17 protein-coding genes are annotated in these 15514 nt (G+C 59.6%); 4 read left to right on the top strand and 13 right to left on the bottom strand.

Translation table 11 applies throughout. The features are described from left to right. Nucleotides 1–648, top strand: coding sequence for a helix-turn-helix transcriptional regulator (locus B8783_RS01610; RefSeq protein WP_084418027.1), 648 nt, complete (start codon nucleotides 1–3; stop codon nucleotides 646–648). Here the strand turns inward: B8783_RS01610 and B8783_RS01615 are convergent, their stop codons facing one another. The 12 genes from B8783_RS01615 to B8783_RS01670 form a co-directional block, all read right to left on the bottom strand. After that, the gene (locus B8783_RS01615) at nucleotides 649–1452 is read right to left on the bottom strand and encodes a transglutaminase-like domain-containing protein (RefSeq protein WP_084418028.1); all 804 of its coding nucleotides are present in this window, start codon (nucleotides 1450–1452) and stop codon (nucleotides 649–651) included. It lies immediately after the preceding gene. Between the two features lie 196 nt (nucleotides 1453–1648). Continuing rightward, entirely contained in the window at nucleotides 1649–2566 is a 918-nt protein-coding gene (locus B8783_RS01620) for a hypothetical protein (RefSeq protein WP_084418029.1), read from the bottom strand. Continuing rightward, the gene (locus B8783_RS01625) at nucleotides 2563–3480 is read right to left on the bottom strand and encodes a hypothetical protein (RefSeq protein WP_139792204.1); all 918 of its coding nucleotides are present in this window, start codon (nucleotides 3478–3480) and stop codon (nucleotides 2563–2565) included. The genes B8783_RS01620 and B8783_RS01625 overlap by 4 nt, the downstream gene beginning before the upstream one ends. A gap of 94 nt (nucleotides 3481–3574) precedes the next feature. Beyond that, nucleotides 3575–4480 (bottom strand): hypothetical protein, encoded by a 906-nt coding sequence (locus B8783_RS01630; protein WP_139792205.1) that lies wholly within the window; start codon nucleotides 4478–4480, stop codon nucleotides 3575–3577. A gap of 144 nt (nucleotides 4481–4624) precedes the next feature. After that, entirely contained in the window at nucleotides 4625–4855 is a 231-nt protein-coding gene (locus tag B8783_RS01635) for a type II toxin-antitoxin system ParD family antitoxin (RefSeq protein WP_084418032.1), read from the bottom strand. A 51-nt stretch (nucleotides 4856–4906) separates the two neighbouring features. After that, nucleotides 4907–5656, bottom strand: coding sequence for a hypothetical protein (locus B8783_RS01640; protein ID WP_084418033.1), 750 nt, complete (start codon nucleotides 5654–5656; stop codon nucleotides 4907–4909). Nucleotides 5657–5658: 2 nt separating this feature from the next. Next, entirely contained in the window at nucleotides 5659–7620 is a 1962-nt protein-coding gene (gene rpoD, locus B8783_RS01645; RefSeq protein ID WP_084418034.1) for an RNA polymerase sigma factor RpoD, read from the bottom strand. A 62-nt stretch (nucleotides 7621–7682) separates the two neighbouring features. After that, nucleotides 7683–9500 (bottom strand): DNA primase, encoded by a 1818-nt coding sequence (dnaG, locus tag B8783_RS01650; RefSeq protein WP_084418035.1) that lies wholly within the window; start codon nucleotides 9498–9500, stop codon nucleotides 7683–7685. Nucleotides 9501–9549: 49 nt separating this feature from the next. Then, nucleotides 9550–9918 (bottom strand): DUF4180 domain-containing protein, encoded by a 369-nt coding sequence (locus tag B8783_RS01655; protein WP_139792206.1) that lies wholly within the window; start codon nucleotides 9916–9918, stop codon nucleotides 9550–9552. Next, nucleotides 9915–10793: an alpha/beta fold hydrolase gene (locus B8783_RS01660; protein ID WP_233355635.1), complete on the bottom strand. Its 879-nt coding sequence runs from the start codon at nucleotides 10791–10793 to the stop codon at nucleotides 9915–9917. The genes B8783_RS01655 and B8783_RS01660 overlap by 4 nt, the downstream gene beginning before the upstream one ends. Next, the gene (locus tag B8783_RS01665) at nucleotides 10793–11215 is read right to left on the bottom strand and encodes a helix-turn-helix domain-containing protein (RefSeq protein WP_084418037.1); all 423 of its coding nucleotides are present in this window, start codon (nucleotides 11213–11215) and stop codon (nucleotides 10793–10795) included. The genes B8783_RS01660 and B8783_RS01665 overlap by 1 nt, the downstream gene beginning before the upstream one ends. 143 nt (nucleotides 11216–11358) lie before the next feature. After that, the gene (locus B8783_RS01670) at nucleotides 11359–11847 is read right to left on the bottom strand and encodes a GatB/YqeY domain-containing protein (RefSeq protein WP_084418038.1); all 489 of its coding nucleotides are present in this window, start codon (nucleotides 11845–11847) and stop codon (nucleotides 11359–11361) included. 132 nt (nucleotides 11848–11979) lie between these two features. On the opposite strand from B8783_RS01670, the gene carA reads away from it, so the two are divergent. The 3 genes from carA to B8783_RS01685 all read left to right on the top strand — a co-directional run bounded on the left by carA (nucleotide 11980) and on the right by B8783_RS01685 (nucleotide 14399). Then, the gene (carA, locus tag B8783_RS01675; protein ID WP_084418039.1) at nucleotides 11980–13155 is read left to right on the top strand and encodes a glutamine-hydrolyzing carbamoyl-phosphate synthase small subunit; all 1176 of its coding nucleotides are present in this window, start codon (nucleotides 11980–11982) and stop codon (nucleotides 13153–13155) included. A gap of 89 nt (nucleotides 13156–13244) precedes the next feature. After that, nucleotides 13245–13814 carry a 2OG-Fe(II) oxygenase gene (locus tag B8783_RS01680; protein WP_233355636.1) on the top strand — a complete coding sequence of 190 codons (570 nt, stop codon included), beginning with the start codon at nucleotides 13245–13247 and terminating at the stop codon, nucleotides 13812–13814. A 93-nt stretch (nucleotides 13815–13907) separates the two neighbouring features. After that, nucleotides 13908–14399, top strand: a complete 492-nt coding sequence (locus B8783_RS01685) for a MarR family winged helix-turn-helix transcriptional regulator (RefSeq protein ID WP_084418041.1) — start codon at nucleotides 13908–13910, stop codon at nucleotides 14397–14399. Here B8783_RS01685 and B8783_RS01690 read toward each other — a convergent pair. After that, nucleotides 14396–15445: an SPASM domain-containing protein gene (locus B8783_RS01690; RefSeq protein WP_084418042.1), complete on the bottom strand. Its 1050-nt coding sequence runs from the start codon at nucleotides 15443–15445 to the stop codon at nucleotides 14396–14398. The two genes, B8783_RS01685 and B8783_RS01690, sit on opposite strands and share 4 nt — an antisense overlap. Nucleotides 15446–15514 lie beyond the last annotated feature (69 nt).

Below are 15514 nucleotides of genomic sequence, written 5' to 3' on the forward strand. Positions count from 1 at the left end.
ATGCCAAAGACCGCGACCAAACCTGCCCTGACGCCCAGCCGCAATACGGTACTCGACCTGCTAAAGCGTGGGGGGCCGCAATCTGCCGGCGCGCTCGCCGAGACCCTCGGCGTGACAGCGATGGCGGTACGCCTGCACCTTTATGAACTCGCTGAGGAAGGCTTGATCGAAGAGACCTCGAAGCCGAGCGGCAGGGGTCGGCCAACCAAGATCTGGTCGCTGACCGAAGCCGCCGCCCGCGCCTTCCCTGATGCCCATCAGGGCCTTGCGCTGGAAATGATCGGCACGATCCGGGAGATTTTCGGCGAAGAGGGCCTCGCTCGCGTCATAGACCGCCATAGCGACACACAGCTCGTCGCCTATCGCGGCCATATGGCCGGGCATGATAAGCTGTCTGAGAGGGTCGAACGCCTCACTGAACTGCGCTCAGCCGAGGGGTATATGGCCACCGCCGCTGAGGATGGCGATGATTTCCTGCTGATTGAGAACCATTGCCCGATCTGTTCAGCCGCCAAGGCCTGTACACGGCTCTGCAAGAACGAGCTGCAGGTGTTTCAGGACGCGCTGGGCCCGGACACGAAGGTCACGCGGGAAGACCACATCCTCGCCGGCGCGCGTCGCTGCGTTTATCGGATCAAGGCCGCCTGATCAGGCCGCTTGTTCGCTCTCAGCGTCATCCAGCACGATCGCTGAGACGTTTTGCGCGTTCAATTGGCCGATGCCGAAAACGGTCATGAAGCTGATATCGATGGCGTCGCGGCCCGTGATGATGCGGACCATATTGTCGGGCCGCGCCAGACGCGTCGGATCGACCAGATGCCAACCATCATCGAGCCAGACTTCAACAACTGCGTGAAAATCAGGCGGCTGAATGTTCGGCGCATAGGCAGACACCATGCGGGCCGGAATGCCGACCGCGCGGGCGAAAGTGATGAGGACGTGCGCATAGTCACGGCAAACGCCCTTGCGCGCGTGGAACGTGTCCTCTGCCGTGGTATCGGCATCGCTGGCGCCCGGCACATATTCGAAATTGTTGAAGATCCAGTCCGCCATTTTCAGGACTTGATCACCGCCTTGCACGTCAGACAGCTGATTGCGTGCAAACGCCTCGACATCGGCGCCGCAGCAATAGTGGCTCGGCATCAGATAGCTGATGACGTCCGCGGGTAGCTGGGCGCGCGGTGGCACATGCTTGCCAGCCAGCTCCACCGGGCCACGGGTCACATCGACGGTCGCGGTGTAGCGAATGCTCACCGGCCCGGCCGCGGCCATCCAGCAACGTGTGTCTGACGCGTCCGCATCGGCAAGAAAGCCCAGGTCAGCATTGCCGCTAATATCCAGCGAGTCCGACACGATGATCTGGTCATCCAGCGGCCGCGCCTTCAGTGCCAGCAAGACATCTGCTGGCTGCGGGAAATTATAGTCGAGTTGTGCGTCGATCTGGATGCGCATTGCGTTGACTTTCCTGTGCGGGAACGCGGCCCCTACAGGCGAGCCACGCTTATATCAACACAACGTCAGCAGCAGGCTTTGGTTGCTTTAACCAAAGCGCTGATATGCACGAAGCACAGTCATCGCAAACATTTGGCGAGCGCCCCTCCGAAGCTCGCAAGCGGCGCTAGCCCAATCCTCTACCGGGCCGAGGGCTTCACTCCGGCAGGTCGATGAAATAGACGGCCTGATCGTCGAACCCTGAGAGAATGCGGTAAGCCAGCACGCCATCATTGAGCGCGAGCAGTTCAATCTCTGCCCCGCCAACTTTGCTCACGGCTGGAAAGGTCATGTCAGGCTTGATGAGGACCGGCTCGCCTGTCGTCGCCTTCACCTGAGAGCCCGTAATGTAGACCCGCTGAAGCTCGCCGCCTTCTGGCGTCGCCGTAAATCTGACGGCCACATCCGGCCCTGTCTCGCCCCGTTCCGCATCGGCATCCAGTTTCTTGAACCGGGCCGGCTCTGTCGTCTGATAGGTGAAGAGATTAGGCTCCCAGCGATAGAGCTTCTGATACGGCCCTGGCGGCCCCATAATGGCTCCAATGGGGCCGCTGGCGACATAAAAGGTCGACGAGGTCAGCGTCTCCGGGTCGCGCTCGATACTGTCAGGGTCCACCTTGTCGTCCAGTGTCACCAGCGTGAAGCAGAGTTTCTCGTGTCCGACGGCGCTGGGGTTGAGCCTCGCGACCGATTTTACGGGCCTCTCGAAGGAACACGCCACCATCGCCGTCTCAGACCCAATATTGAGCGCGGTATAGAATTTCATGCCCTCGGTGATCTCCACCGTCCGCTTGGAGACATTCATGCTGATGTCTTCTGTGGGCACGACCGTATTCAGAAGTTCAAGCACGGCAGCATTGCTAACCGATTGCTCAAACAGAAGCTCGCCTGATTTCGCGGTCCGGATCGTCTCAGCCGATGGCCGTGACGGGTCCGCCAGCAGCGCTGGATCAATCGGCGCGCTGGCGCCCATGGGGAGGATAATGTCTGGGCTGATCACGCAGCCAGTGACCATAAGCGCGGCCGCCGCGATCAGGCCGGGGCGACCGGCACGTTTCAGGGACATCGTCTTCATGGCTGGCCTTCCATATCTGCTGGGGCGGGCTTTGGCTCTTCCGAGGTTTCGGCCTGCGCCGCGTTCTCGATATTCTTCAGGGCGAGCGCGATGGCTGCCTTGTCCGCCTCATCTGGTTCGCCATCCTCGACCGATAGCCGGATCGGCGTCACCGTCAGAGAGCCGTCGGCGACCGAATTGCAGGCATCGGAAAAGAAGCCCGGCTTTGGCTCCCAGCGGGTTTCGAACGTGGGCGGGACAAGCACAGGCTCACCTTTGAGATCCGGATAGTTGACGCGCGTGCGCTCAAACTGCGCGAGCACGTCTTCCATTGAATGCGTTGAGCTGAGCCGCGTCACGATCCCCGGCGGGAAAGCGTCGCGCGACGAGACGAGGTTGATCGTTCCCGGCTTGATCTCGAACGAGGCGGCGCCGTCCTTGCGGCAAAGCCAGGCAGAGCCGGACGAGACGCCGTTAAACGTGTTCCAGCTTGCATTATTCGCCGCATAGAGGCCGGGCTTCACTTTCTTGATCAGGAAGTTGATCTCATCCTGCAGCACCCAGATAGACGACGCCTCATCGGCCGGGCGCTGCATCTTGTCGCCAATGCCCCACGAGCCGAAGCCGAGATAAATCGGCCCACTGAGAAATGTCCCGTTCTCCCGATCAACGGGCCGGAACTCATAGGCGCCGCCCGTGCCAACCGGGCCGACGGCCACGATCAGGATCGCTTCGTCCGCACCGCTTGCGTCGAAGCCGGTCTGAAGTTCGGTGCCGGACGCCCCGTCAAAACTGATATTGGTCGGCGCTGTCGCGCACCCTGTCACGGCAAATGATGAAAGCACGAGGCCCGCAATAGCGGCCGTCCTGCCCCAAGTGCGACGCGCGTTCAGCCTGTTGCTAACCGCCGACGCGATACCGGAAACTGCGCTCAAATCGCCTCCCCTTTTTTTTGAAATATTCCTCGGATTCTGCCGTACGCCTGTCTTGAAAAACCGTCAAATCAATTTTAGCGTGACGCGAAACGCATCATTCCGGCAGGTCGAGAATGTACGTCCGGTCGGGCGAAAAGCCTGACAGGATGCGGTAAGCCAGCGTGTCATCTGTCAGAGCCAGAAGCTCGATTTCCGCCTCCTGCAGCTTGACCGTTTTCGGAAACGTCTCCGATGGATCGATCAGGACCGGCTCATGCCGCATCACACTCGACGCCTGCCCCGTTGAATACACCGGCTCAAGGCTGTATTTGCCGCCGTCCTTGAGAAAGCGGACCGCAACGGTCGTTGGTTTTTCAGACGCGTCGGCATCGGCGTCCAGAAGTTTGAACCTTGCCGGTTCCGTCGTTTCAAGAATGTGATCGATCGGCCAGTAGGTCAGGGCCTGATAGGGCGCGCCAAAGTCATTGAAGGACGATGGTGCGGTTACGAAGAAAAACTGGGATGAAGAGAAGCTTTCGCGATCCGTCTTGATATCGTTGAGTTTCACGTCTCCGCTCAAAGGCTCGAGAACGAAACAGAGCTTTAGATACGTCGGCGTATCTTTGGCCAGATAACGGGTGAGTTTGACGGGCTCGTGCGTGGAGCACGCCACCAGATTCAGCTGGTCAGCGGCATCTATCGCCTGGAAGTACACATCCCCTTCATTGAAGGTCACTTCGCGGCTCTGGAGCGAATTATCGAGATTTTTCGCCGGTTGGATCGTGTTTTCAAGCACCATGAGGCGCGCATAGCTGATCGGCTGTTCAAACAGGATTTCGCCAGACTTGGCCGTTCGGATCGTGTCTTCCGCCGAGGCGGCAAGGTCTGCCTTGAAGGCCGCCCCCAATTCGCTCGTCTGGCCAAGTGGATAGACAGTATACGGCCCTGAGACGCATCCGGTCAGCGCCAGTGCCGCCGCCGCCATGCCCAATAGCCGACGCACCATTGATCGTGATGTCACGGATTCCCCCCCGCATTATTATTATCTCAACCCTCAAATCCCAAGTAATCTGCGCCCGAAAAACCGTCAATCGAGTTTATTTAGGGTGGAGAAGTGGGTTGAGGCCGGTTGCCCAACTGACTGAAGCGTATCGCTAGAGGCCGCTCAGTCCTGCCGCCAATCCTCGAAATAGCGCCGCGTATCGATCTCGACATAATCGCTCGTTTCCCCCTCATCCAGCTTCAGCTGGAGCGCCGCGAGCTTGTCGCGCTTCACTTGCTCACGCCGGATAAGGTCACGCACGACATCGGATGTGTTGGAATAAGCCCCATCCGCCGTCTGCGCCTCAACCCAGTCCTTCATCTGCTGCGGCAGAGAGATATTCATCGTGGCCATGCGCGTCTCCTTCAGGGGCAGAAGGCGGGCAGATTGGCAAAGGTTGTCAAACTATGACTTAACGCATCGACCATTGGCGTCAAAGCTAATGAGAGCATAGTCGACCATGAAATGGACAGCGTTAAAGTATCCCACGAACTCAGGATCCCAAGCCCGTTGCACGATCGCACTGTAGTCCGGGTTATAATAGTCTTCATAGCCAGTGTGCCAGACGAGCAGATCGCAATTATTGTAGTTGGGCTTCATTTTGCTGGCTGCAGAGGTCTTCAATCCCGACACAAGTGCTGCTGCAAGTTGCTCAGCCGTGTGCATCCGTTTCGATTCTTCGAGCGCAACCGCACGCCCCTGCGTATTTCGCACGTACAAAGAAGTCGGAGATGAAAAGCCGTCACGGCGCGTGACTTCAGTAGCAAGTGCTCGCTGATAGCCGGCGTCGAAATTGTTTTTTCCGGCACCCGATAAGTTGGGGTGCAAATCAGTCACGTCCGAGAACGACGTGGTGATTTGCAAATCCTTTTGCGTACCATTTACGCAATACGACAGGTCGATGCGATGGCCCGTTTCTCGAAGAATAAATGTAGTCTCGTCTGACAATCCAAGAGATTCAGCAAAATAGCGGAAGGGACGAAGTTCGTCACAGTACGCTTTAACGTCGGGGTGCTGTTTAAACTTGGCTACTTTGTATCGACGAGCCCAATCTGTCCCAGCCGCGCATTCGGCCGACACAAAATTCGTGATGCAACGCAGCCAGCCCAGTTCCTTCGGAGTATCTCGCTCGGGGACTAAGCTGGCAAACTCCATTGCTACGTATCCAAAAAGCTCCGCAGCTTTCGGCTTCGGCTTGGGTGCTTCAGCTTGCGTAGCGCTTTGGCTTCGATCTGGCGGATACGTTCGCGGGTCACGCTGAACTGCTGGCCGACTTCTTCCAGCGTGTGATCGGTGTTCATGCCGATGCCGAAGCGCATCCGCAGGACACGTTCTTCACGCGGGGTGAGCGAGGCGAGCACGCGGGTCGTGGTTTCGCGAAGGTTTGACTGGATCGCCGCATCGACCGGCAGAAGCGCCATCTTGTCCTCGATGAAATCGCCGAGGTTGGAGTCCTCGTCGTCGCCAATCGGGGTTTCGAGCGAGATCGGCTCTTTTGCGATCTTCAGAACCTTGCGGATCTTCTCCAGCGGCAGGCCGAGCTTTTCAGCGAGTTCTTCCGGCGTTGGCTCACGGCCAATCTCATGCAGCATCTGGCGCTGGGAACGGACGATCTTGTTGATCGTCTCGATCATGTGCACCGGAATACGGATCGTGCGGGCCTGGTCCGCGATGGAGCGGGTGATCGCCTGGCGGATCCACCAAGTCGCATAGGTCGAGAACTTATAGCCGCGGCGATATTCGAACTTATCGACCGCTTTCATCAGGCCGATATTGCCTTCCTGGATGAGATCGAGGAATTGCAGGCCGCGATTGGTGTACTTCTTCGCAATCGAGATCACGAGGCGAAGGTTCGCTTCCACCATTTCCTTCTTGGCGACGCGGGCTTCGCGCTCACCTTTCTGGACACGCTGAACGATCAGGCGATAGTCATCAATCGGCACGCCGATTTCCTGCGCGACAGCCGAGATTTCCTCACGGATTTCGTCGATCTGCTCGGCTTCGTCATTGAAGAACTTTTCCCATTTCTTCTTCGACTTGGCGCCCTCGAGCGTCTCTTCTTTCCAGTTCGGATTGAGCTCATTGTTGAAGTAACTGTCGAGGAATTCCTTGCGCGGCACGCCCTTGGCATCGGCCAGACGCATCAGCTTGCCTTCAAGGCCCATCAGCTTCTTGTTAATCGCATAGAGCTGCTCAACAAGCGCTTCGATACGCGCATTGTTGATGTGCATCGTCTTGAGTTTGTCGACGATGGATTGGGCCAGCGCGTCATACTCATCGCGCGCTTCCGGCGTCAGGCGTTTGCCCTGAAGGCGCTTGTCGACCAGCTTTTCCTGCAGCCTGCGATACTGATGGAAGGCGAGCGCCATCTCGTCGAGCTTGCCGAGAACGCCGTCGCGAAGTTCGGCTTCCATGGCCGACATCGACATCGCGGCGCCTTCTTCCTCGTCCTCGCGCTCTTCGCGGGCAAGACGCTCTTCGGTCGTCTCGTTCTCGCGGGCCTTGGCTTCGGCTTCCTTTTCCTCTTCGGTCTTTTCTTCCGGCTCAGGCGTCGGGTTTTCCGCGCCATAAGTGGTTTCAAGATCGATGAGGTCGCGCAGCAGAATGCGCTCATTCATAAGTTCGTCGCGCCACACCATCATGGCTTCGAAGGTCAGCGGGCTCTCGCAGAGGCCGCGGATCATCGCGTCACGGCCGGCCTCGATACGCTTGGCGATCGCAATCTCGCCTTCACGCGAGAGCAGCTCGACGGCGCCCATCTCACGCAGATACATGCGGACAGGGTCATCGGTGCGATCAGAGCCGCGCGCATTGCCCTTCTTGGCAACGGCGGTCGTGCCGGTCTTGGCGACAGCCGTCGTCTTGGAGGCTTCCGCCTCCTCTTCATTCTCAACGACCTGGATGCCCATTTCAGACAGGGCCGACATCGTATCCTCAATCTGGTCCGATGACAGCTCGTCCGACGGAAGCACGGCGTTCAGCTCGTCATGGGTGACATAGCCTTTGGTCTTCGCCTGCTTGATGAATTTCTTGACCTTGGAGTCATTCAGATCGAGCACCGGACGGTCTTCTGTCTCCAGGTCGCCGTCTTCGTGCTCGGTCGTTTTAGCTTTCGCCATGTATTTCTCCCGCCTGTCGCAGTCTCTCTCCTGCAACAATCAAACCATTTGACACAAGCCTATCAGTCCTGATCTGCTTGCTCTGCCGCCTCATTGAGACGCGCCGCCCTTGCCTTGCGTTCCGAGACTTCATGATGAAGCCGACGCCAGTTCTCAGGTGACGATGTCACCTCTTCTCCGCCGCCGCCACCATAAAGGCCGGTCTCATCTCGGGCCACATATTGCTCCAGGGCGATCAGCCATTCCCGTTCCTCGGGCCCATCTGGGGCAATAGCAGGAATTTCGGGATAGTTTTTGAGCAATTCAGCAGCGCGCATTTTTCCTAATTCAGTTAAATGGTTCTCGATTGCCTTGCGGTCAACACCTTCACCTGCTTGTGGCAAGGAAATAATCACATCACGGAGGGTCGCGACGTCCTCATCCTTGAAAATTGCCATGGAAAGCGTCTCAAATCCGATATCGATCAGATGGGGCGCATCGATCGCGCGCACAATGAGGCCAAGGCCACGTGTTTTCGCCGGTGTCGAGCTTTGCTGCGCGCCCTTTTGGGCCGGCCCGGGCGTTTTCCCGGGGGTGCGTCGCGCGCGTCTCTGCTGCCAGAGATAGTCATTCATGCGTGATTTGAGGTCACGTTCATAGGCGGTGCGCACCGCCTGATGCTTGATCTGCCCGGCCGCCTGCATCAACCGCGCCTCAAGCCCGGCCTGACGTTCCGGCGTATCGATGGCTTCAGCGTCCCGCTCACGCCGCCATAGCACCTCGACCAGCGGCAGAGCGCCTGCGAGCGCCTGACGCATCGCTTCGGGGCCGGACTGGCGGATGAGATCATCAGGGTCCATGCCGCCTGAAAGAAGACAGAAGAAAAGCGACCGCCCCGGCTCAAGATGCGGCAGGGCGCGCTCAATCGAGCGGTCAGCGGCGCGAAGCCCGGCCGCATCGCCATCAAAACAGAGCACAGGCTCAGGCCCGGCGCGCCAGAGCAGCGTCAGCTGATCCTCGGTCAGCGCCGTCCCGAGCGGGGCAACGACATGGCCGATACCGGCCTCCGTCATCGCAATGGCGTCCATATAGCCTTCGGTGACGATCAGGCCGCCTTCATCGGTGCTGCCGAACGCCTCGCGCGCATCCTTGTAGCGATAGAGCACGCGGCCCTTGTGGAAGAGCTCAGTGTCGCTGGAATTGAGATATTTCGGCTTGGCATCCGGCTGCAGCCCGCGCCCACCAAACGCGATGACCTGCCCGCGCACATCGGTGATCGGGAAGATGACCCGCCCCCGGAAGCGGTCATAGGGCTCACCCCCGCCCTCTTTCTGGACGGCAAGGCCAGCATCAATGATCTCCTGCATGCCGAAACTCTCGGCTTTCAAGTGATCGATCGTCTTTCGCCAGTCATCGGGCGCAAAGCCCAGCCTGTGGCGCGCCCAGGCGCCTGCCCCAAGGCCGCGGCCTTCGAGATATTCGCGCGCTTCAGTGCCTTCAGCCGCGCGGAGCCTGTCTTCATAGAATTTGCAGGCCGCCTCGCAGCACTCGTAGAGCCGTTTGCGGCGGTCATAGGTCTCTTCGTCCGCGGCGGTCGCCTTTGGCAGCTGCATCCCGGCTTCATCGGCGAGCTTCTCGACCGCTTCCATAAAGGACAGGCGCTCTGTCTCCATGACGAAGGAGATGACATCGCCGCCCATGCCGGAGGAAAAGCATTTGAAGATGCGCTTCTGGTCGTTGACGTAGAAGCTCGGCGTCTTCTCATTGGTGAAGGGCGAGAGGCCCACCCATTCCTTGCCCTGCTTCTTCAGCTTCACCTTGCGCCCGATCACGTCTGACGGACGCAGGCGCGCCTTCAGCTCATCAACGAAGCCATCGGGTATACGAATGGGTGCAGACATTGGCGGGGACTATAGCGCAACAAGGCGGTCTTTCACGACCCAATTTTCCTCAAAGCTGTTCAAGCTTTTTGCGAAGGCCATCAAGCGTTTCGGCAAACCAGACATCGCGGCCACGGTTTGACTCGCGCACAAAGTCCCGCAAGGCGTTGCTCTGTTCGACTGCGCCCGAAACATCCCCGACAATGGCGACCTTGCGTTGATAGTTGATGATCTTCTGCAGGAAGAACCCGGCTTTCCGGTTCGACAGCTCGAAGAAATCTTCGTCCAGCCGCGCCACCGGGATGGCAATCCAGTCGGCCCCGGCCGCGAATGCATCCGAGAGCAGGCTGGCGGCATCCGCCTCGCTCCCGAGCTTCGGTCCGCTTGGATCGATCACCAGCACGGTGGTGCCAGCGACAGACATCGTGGACAAGGTCATTCGTCGAGCGCCCCGGACGCTTCAAGGAAAAAGCAGATCTGTTCAGCCGTGTCGGGGATGAAGTGATAGGCCTCAGGCCTGTAATCGAGCCGGATCTGCGGCGCGACTGTCTCGATGCGCGTCCTTGTGTGGTCGGAATCGATCAGCACGTCCCTGCCCCCGGCAATGACGAGAACTGGCATCTTCAGCCCGGCAAGCTCCTCATCCGAGAGCAGCGGAATCTTCACGATCCGGCCGCGAAAATTGTCCATGACCAGCGCATTGAAGGCGACGAAGCGCTCGACAAGCGGTCGCTCATGCTGCTGGCGCATTTGCGGACCGAGGACCATGTCGCGCAGCTTCATCGCGCCTTTCTTGCCCATGAACAGCAATGGAAGCGCCTTCAGAAGGATGTTCTTCTGCTTGCCGATGCCGGCTGGCGCGATCCCGGCGATTGCGCTCACGCGATCAGGGCGACGGCGCGCATAATCGAGCGCCAGCCATCCACCCAGCGAAAGGCCGACAAAGACCGCCGCGTGGAGGCCCAGCCCATCCATGACATCATCCAGCCAAAGCGCATGTGCCTCACTGTCCAGCGGCTCGCGCACCGGCGCCGAAAAGCCGGGCTCTCCGATCATGTCGACGCAATAGCAACAAAAATGTCGGGCATAGGTCTCGATATTACCCATCCAGCTGGCCAAGTTCGCGACCGAGCCGTGCAGAAGGATGAGCGCTGGGCCATATTCCGGCCCGCAAGCCAGCACGAATGTCTCGCCGCTCCGCGTCTGGATGCAGCGCTGCTCGCTTGCGACTGGCCAGCGCGAAAGAATGTCCCGATACGCCGTTTCGACAATCTGTCTGCCCGCATCGCTTTTGTAGAAATGCGACCGCGCCATCATGCGCCACCCGAATAAAGCTCGATGAGCCGGAGCATGGCGATATTGCTGTTGAGGCTTCCGAGACAGACCACTTTCAGTCGCTCGCGTGCCTCATCATACATCGTTTCGACACGAAAGGCCGGATCATCTGCGCGTTGGCCGTTGGATGCGGCGACAACAGCATTGGTGATGCGGATCGCGTCATCCCGGCTCACGCCTTCAATCTCGATAATGTTTGACGCTTCGATATGACGGCGCGCCGGGCGCGGACCAGCATCTGCGATGCCCGTCAGCCGCTGCAGCGCCGAAGCGGTTATCCGGTAGGACTTGCCAATCTTCTGCGCGTCCAGTTCGCCGTCGCGGATATAGCGTCGCACCGTCCGCGGATGCAGGCCCAGCCGGGCGGCAACATCATCAACACTCATCAACGGCTCTGTCATGAGACATCCTCCATGGTAAATCCATATTATTCCGTAATGAGCGAGTCAATGAGTATGTTTATGTAACAATACGGACTCTCTTGTTACAAAAAAAACGCTCCCCCGGTTGGAGGAGCGTTGAACCTTACTGAATCTGGATTTGCCTAACCGAGCGCGCGGCGGACGGCTTTGTTGGCTGGGCCGGTTTCGATGCGGCCGGGATAGCGGCTTTGCAGCTCTGCCATACAGCGGCCCATATCCTTCAGCTTGCTGGCTTCCAGATCGTTCACGACATCGTCGACAGCGTCTTCCAGCGCCTCGCCCTGCAGGGGCTGTGGCAGGAAGGATTCGAGAATTTCCATCTCTTCGCGCTCACGCTCGGCTTCCGCGATGCGGCCCGATTCGTCGAATTCACGCGCGGATATCTCTCGCTGGGCGACCATGATCTCAAGAAACTTGCGAATGTCGGCCTCTTCGCAGCCTGAACAATTGCCTTCGCCGCGGGCCGTTACGTCCCGGTCGCGCATGGCGCACTGGACCAGACGAAGCGTGCGCGCACGCACACCTTGCGGGTCATCAGATTCAGCTGAATGGAGGGCCGCGATCAGCCGATCGCGAATTTTGGTAGTTGGAGAAACGTCTGTCTGTCCCATACCTGCTCTTTTCACATGGACCTTCCGCTTGACGGTCAGGTCACCACACGACTATCTCACGCCAGCCGAGGATGCGGTATCAAAATGACCCAAATCCTAATGGCGCCCGACAGGACGCGAGGAGATACGCTCATGGCCAATCAAAATCAACCGGAATCACCAGCCACAGGCGCGATCGCTCTGGCAGATGGAACGGTCTTCCTGGGCAACGGTTCCGGTAAACTCGGTATCGCTGTCGGCGAGTTGTGCTTCAATACGTCGATCACCGGATATCAGGAAATCCTCACCGATCCGTCCTATGCCGGCCAGGTCGTGCTGTTCACTTTCCCGCATGTCGGCAATGTCGGCGCCAATCCTGATGACCACGAAGAATCATCCACCTTCGCCGCCAAGGCTGCGACGGGCGCCGTCTTCCGCGAAGCCATCACTTCGCCATCCAACTGGCGCGCGCGCGATCATTTCGATGCCTGGCTCGCCAAGAAGAACATCACCGCCGTCTCCGGCGTCGATACACGCGCGCTTACCCGCATCATCCGCGAAAAAGGCATGCCGAAATGTGCGGTCGCCTATGCGCCGGATGGCAATATCGACATCGATGCCCTGATCGGGGCTGCCCGCGCCTGGGAAGGCCTTGAAGCGGCTGACCTCGCGCTCAACGTCGTCGGCGATCCGAATTATGACAATTCAGAGCGTCTCTGGGATCTCGCAACCGGCTTTTCCAACAATGACGACACAGACTTTCACGTCGTGGTGCTCGACTTTGGCGTGAAGAAGAACATCCTTCGCAATCTCGCCCATGTGAATGCGCGCGCCACCATTGTGCGCGGCGACACACCGTTTGAAGAGATCATGAAGCTCAATCCGGACGGCGTCGTGCTCTCCAACGGCCCGGGCGACCCGGCCGCCACGATCAAGCGCAGCGGCGACACCATTCGCCAACTGATCGACAGCGGCAAACCGCTTCTCGGCATCTGCCTTGGTCACCAGCTGCTCGCCCTCACCCTCGGCGCGAAGACGAAAAAGATGCCTCAAGGCCATCACGGCGCGAACCACCCCGTGAAGGATTTCGAGACCGGCAAGGTCGAGATCGTGTCGATGAACCACGGCTTCACCGTCGACACCGACACGCTGCCCGAAGGCGTCGAGGAGAGCCACAAATCGCTCTTCGACGGCACGAACTCAGGCCTGCGCGTCAAAGGCAAGCCAATCATCTCGGTTCAGCACCACCCCGAAGCCAGCCCCGGCCCGCAGGACAGCTTCTACCTGTTCAAGCGGTTTGCAGGCTTCATGAAGGACCAGCGCAGCTGAACGCCGCCTGTCTTGCGCCGAGCGACAATCGTATCGGCGCCATCGCAGATGATCTCGCGACCAAAGGTTGGACCTGGGCGCCCGGCCTGTTGCCGGATGAGCTGACACTCGCCCTTCGCAATGAATTGCTCGCCCTCGACGCAGCCGCAGAGCTTGAGGCGGCCGGCATTGGCCGCCAGGACGATTTCACGATCGACCGTCAGATCCGCCGCACACGCATTACCTGGTTCGATGGCGAAAGCGCCGCCCAGAAAGCGTTTCTGGACTGGTCTGACCAGCTTCGTATCGCGCTCAATCGTGAGCTGATGCTCGGCCTGTTCGAGTTTGAAGTCTGCTTCGCCGTCTATCCGCCCGGCGGCTTCTATGACCGCCATCTCGACAGTTTTGCCGGGGCGCGGAACCGTGTGATCTCGCTGGTCGCCTATCTCACCGAGGACTGGCACGCCGAAAAAGGCGGCGCATTGGCGCTCTGGCCAGCTGGCGCAGGCGACACCGACACCCCATCAGACCGCGTCATCCCGGAAGCGGGCGGCGTTGTCCTGATGCTGTCGGAAGACATTCCCCACGCGGTCGAAGTGACCCATGAAAAGCGCCTCGGCCTTGCCGGATGGTGGCGGGTCAACCAGTCAGGCGTCGACCGGATCGACCCGATCAGCTAGGCTTCGCCTCGACGCGGCCCGGCTTGCAGCGCGCCCGTGTGTGTGAAATGTGAACCCCTCCCCCGGTTTCACAGTCACGCGATAAGCCACCCCATGGACCAGAAGACAACTGATGCCCTGATCTCGTTGAGGCGGATACAGCGCCGGATCGAACTCTATGCCCGCTCGCTCGCGCAGGCGACGGGCCTCAGCGGCTCACAGCTGAAAGTGTTGCAACTGCTCTCCGGCCCCGGAAAAGCCGCGCCGGGGGACCTCGTTCGCATGACGGCCCTCAGCAATGCGTCCGTGACGTCACTGGTCGACAAGTTGGAAAAGCGCGGCCTTGTCTCGCGCAAGCGAGACCCGAGCGACGGACGCCGTTTTATCGTGCAGATGGAGCCTGCAGGCCTCGACGTGCTGCGCAGCGCGCCAAACCCGCTTCAGGACCATTTTGAGCTTCTCTTCGCCGACTTGCCCGAATGGCAACGATCCATGATCGTCGCCTCGCTGGAACGGGTCGCCGAGATTGTCGATGCGCGCTCGGAGATTACCGATTCAGAGCCGATCCTCGATGTTGGCCTGTTCGACGAGCCTGCTGAACCTTAGGCCCTGACCTTGGCAGCCAGCCGCTCATCGCGCAAACGACGCAGTTCCGGGCCGACCTGATGCTGGAAGAAATGGTCGCAGCCCAGGCAGACATTCTCCACCGTCCGGCCCTTGCCGTCCTCTGCGCTTGAGACCGCGCGGAACGCCTCCCGGCTCTCGGCCATCAATTCCGGATCACCCTGATTGATCGCCTGAATGGCCGGGAGTTTCCCAACGCTTGCGAGAATATCCTCCAGCCGCTCCTCGGTCAGCTTGCCAAGCGGCGCCTTGGTCTTGATGCAGCAGGGATAGATTGACCCGTCCGGCTCAATCGCAATCTCTGATCCAGCCTCGCCGATATGGAGGAAGTTTTTGCCGCCAGACCAGCGCGAACAGAAATTCGTCGCATAGTCGGCATTGGAGAGGCCATTCATCCACGCCCGACCGCGTGGCCAGAGCTCACCAATCCACAAATCTTCCTGCGCGCCAAAGAACAAGAAGTTCGGCCCCTCCGGGCGCGGCGCCTTCGCGTCCGGCATGTTGAGCTTCTTCGACTTCGCCCCGCCAAGCGAGACCTCAGACACCCCGCGCGAAGCCATCAGCTCACGCATGTCGCGCATGAACTGGAACTTCTTCTCGCCCTTCATGCCGACATGGTAGTCGTCGATGGAAGCAATCGCGATGCTCTCAACGCCAAGCTCAAGACAGGCATCGAGATAGTCAGGCGTCAGCACATCGCCGGTTGTCTGGATCGAGATTTTCGGGGCCTTATCGCCCCAGCGCGCCTTGATGGCGCGCAGCGCCGGATAGAACAGCTCCTCGCGAACGCCATCGATCAACAGCTCCCCGCCGGCAAGGATGAGGTTGGTGCGCTGGCGCTTGCCGGTCGCAGGATCGCGCCAGCTCATATCGTCGGGCAGATTGGTGAGGACCGCGTTGAAGGCCGCCTGCCCTTCGCCGACAACCTCACTCAGCGCATCGCGCACATAGGGCCGAAACCGGTCGTCATAGCAGTGCTTGCACTTGCGGTGGCAGGCCCAGGTCATCACCCAGTAGATTGATTGCACAGATACGCCCTTCCACAATAACGGCTACAGTCACAGCTAGCCCCCCTCGCCCGCAGGGTCGAGGGGGCT

The organism is Henriciella litoralis (genome assembly GCF_002088935.1).
GTDB classification, from domain to species: Bacteria; Pseudomonadota; Alphaproteobacteria; order Caulobacterales; family Hyphomonadaceae; genus Henriciella; species Henriciella litoralis.

What these genes read in the sequence shown, in the direction of transcription:
- B8783_RS01610 (WP_084418027.1), top strand. Translation starts at nt 1, where the DNA reads ATGCCAAAGACCGCGACCAAACCTGCCCTGACGCCCAGCCGCAATACG.
- B8783_RS01615 (WP_084418028.1), bottom strand. Translation starts at nt 1,452, where the DNA reads ATGCGCATCCAGATCGACGCACAACTCGACTATAATTTCCCGCAGCCA.
- B8783_RS01620 (WP_084418029.1), bottom strand. Translation starts at nt 2,566, where the DNA reads ATGAAGACGATGTCCCTGAAACGTGCCGGTCGCCCCGGCCTGATCGCG.
- B8783_RS01635 (WP_084418032.1), bottom strand. Translation starts at nt 4,855, where the DNA reads ATGGCCACGATGAATATCTCTCTGCCGCAGCAGATGAAGGACTGGGTT.
- B8783_RS01640 (WP_084418033.1), bottom strand. Translation starts at nt 5,656, where the DNA reads ATGGAGTTTGCCAGCTTAGTCCCCGAGCGAGATACTCCGAAGGAACTG.
- rpoD (WP_084418034.1), bottom strand. Translation starts at nt 7,620, where the DNA reads ATGGCGAAAGCTAAAACGACCGAGCACGAAGACGGCGACCTGGAGACA.
- dnaG (WP_084418035.1), bottom strand. Translation starts at nt 9,500, where the DNA reads ATGTCTGCACCCATTCGTATACCCGATGGCTTCGTTGATGAGCTGAAG.
- B8783_RS01655 (WP_139792206.1), bottom strand. Translation starts at nt 9,918, where the DNA reads ATGACCTTGTCCACGATGTCTGTCGCTGGCACCACCGTGCTGGTGATC.
- B8783_RS01660 (WP_233355635.1), bottom strand. Translation starts at nt 10,793, where the DNA reads ATGGCGCGGTCGCATTTCTACAAAAGCGATGCGGGCAGACAGATTGTC.
- B8783_RS01665 (WP_084418037.1), bottom strand. Translation starts at nt 11,215, where the DNA reads ATGACAGAGCCGTTGATGAGTGTTGATGATGTTGCCGCCCGGCTGGGC.
- B8783_RS01670 (WP_084418038.1), bottom strand. Translation starts at nt 11,847, where the DNA reads ATGGGACAGACAGACGTTTCTCCAACTACCAAAATTCGCGATCGGCTG.
- carA (WP_084418039.1), top strand. Translation starts at nt 11,980, where the DNA reads ATGGCCAATCAAAATCAACCGGAATCACCAGCCACAGGCGCGATCGCT.
- B8783_RS01685 (WP_084418041.1), top strand. Translation starts at nt 13,908, where the DNA reads ATGGACCAGAAGACAACTGATGCCCTGATCTCGTTGAGGCGGATACAG.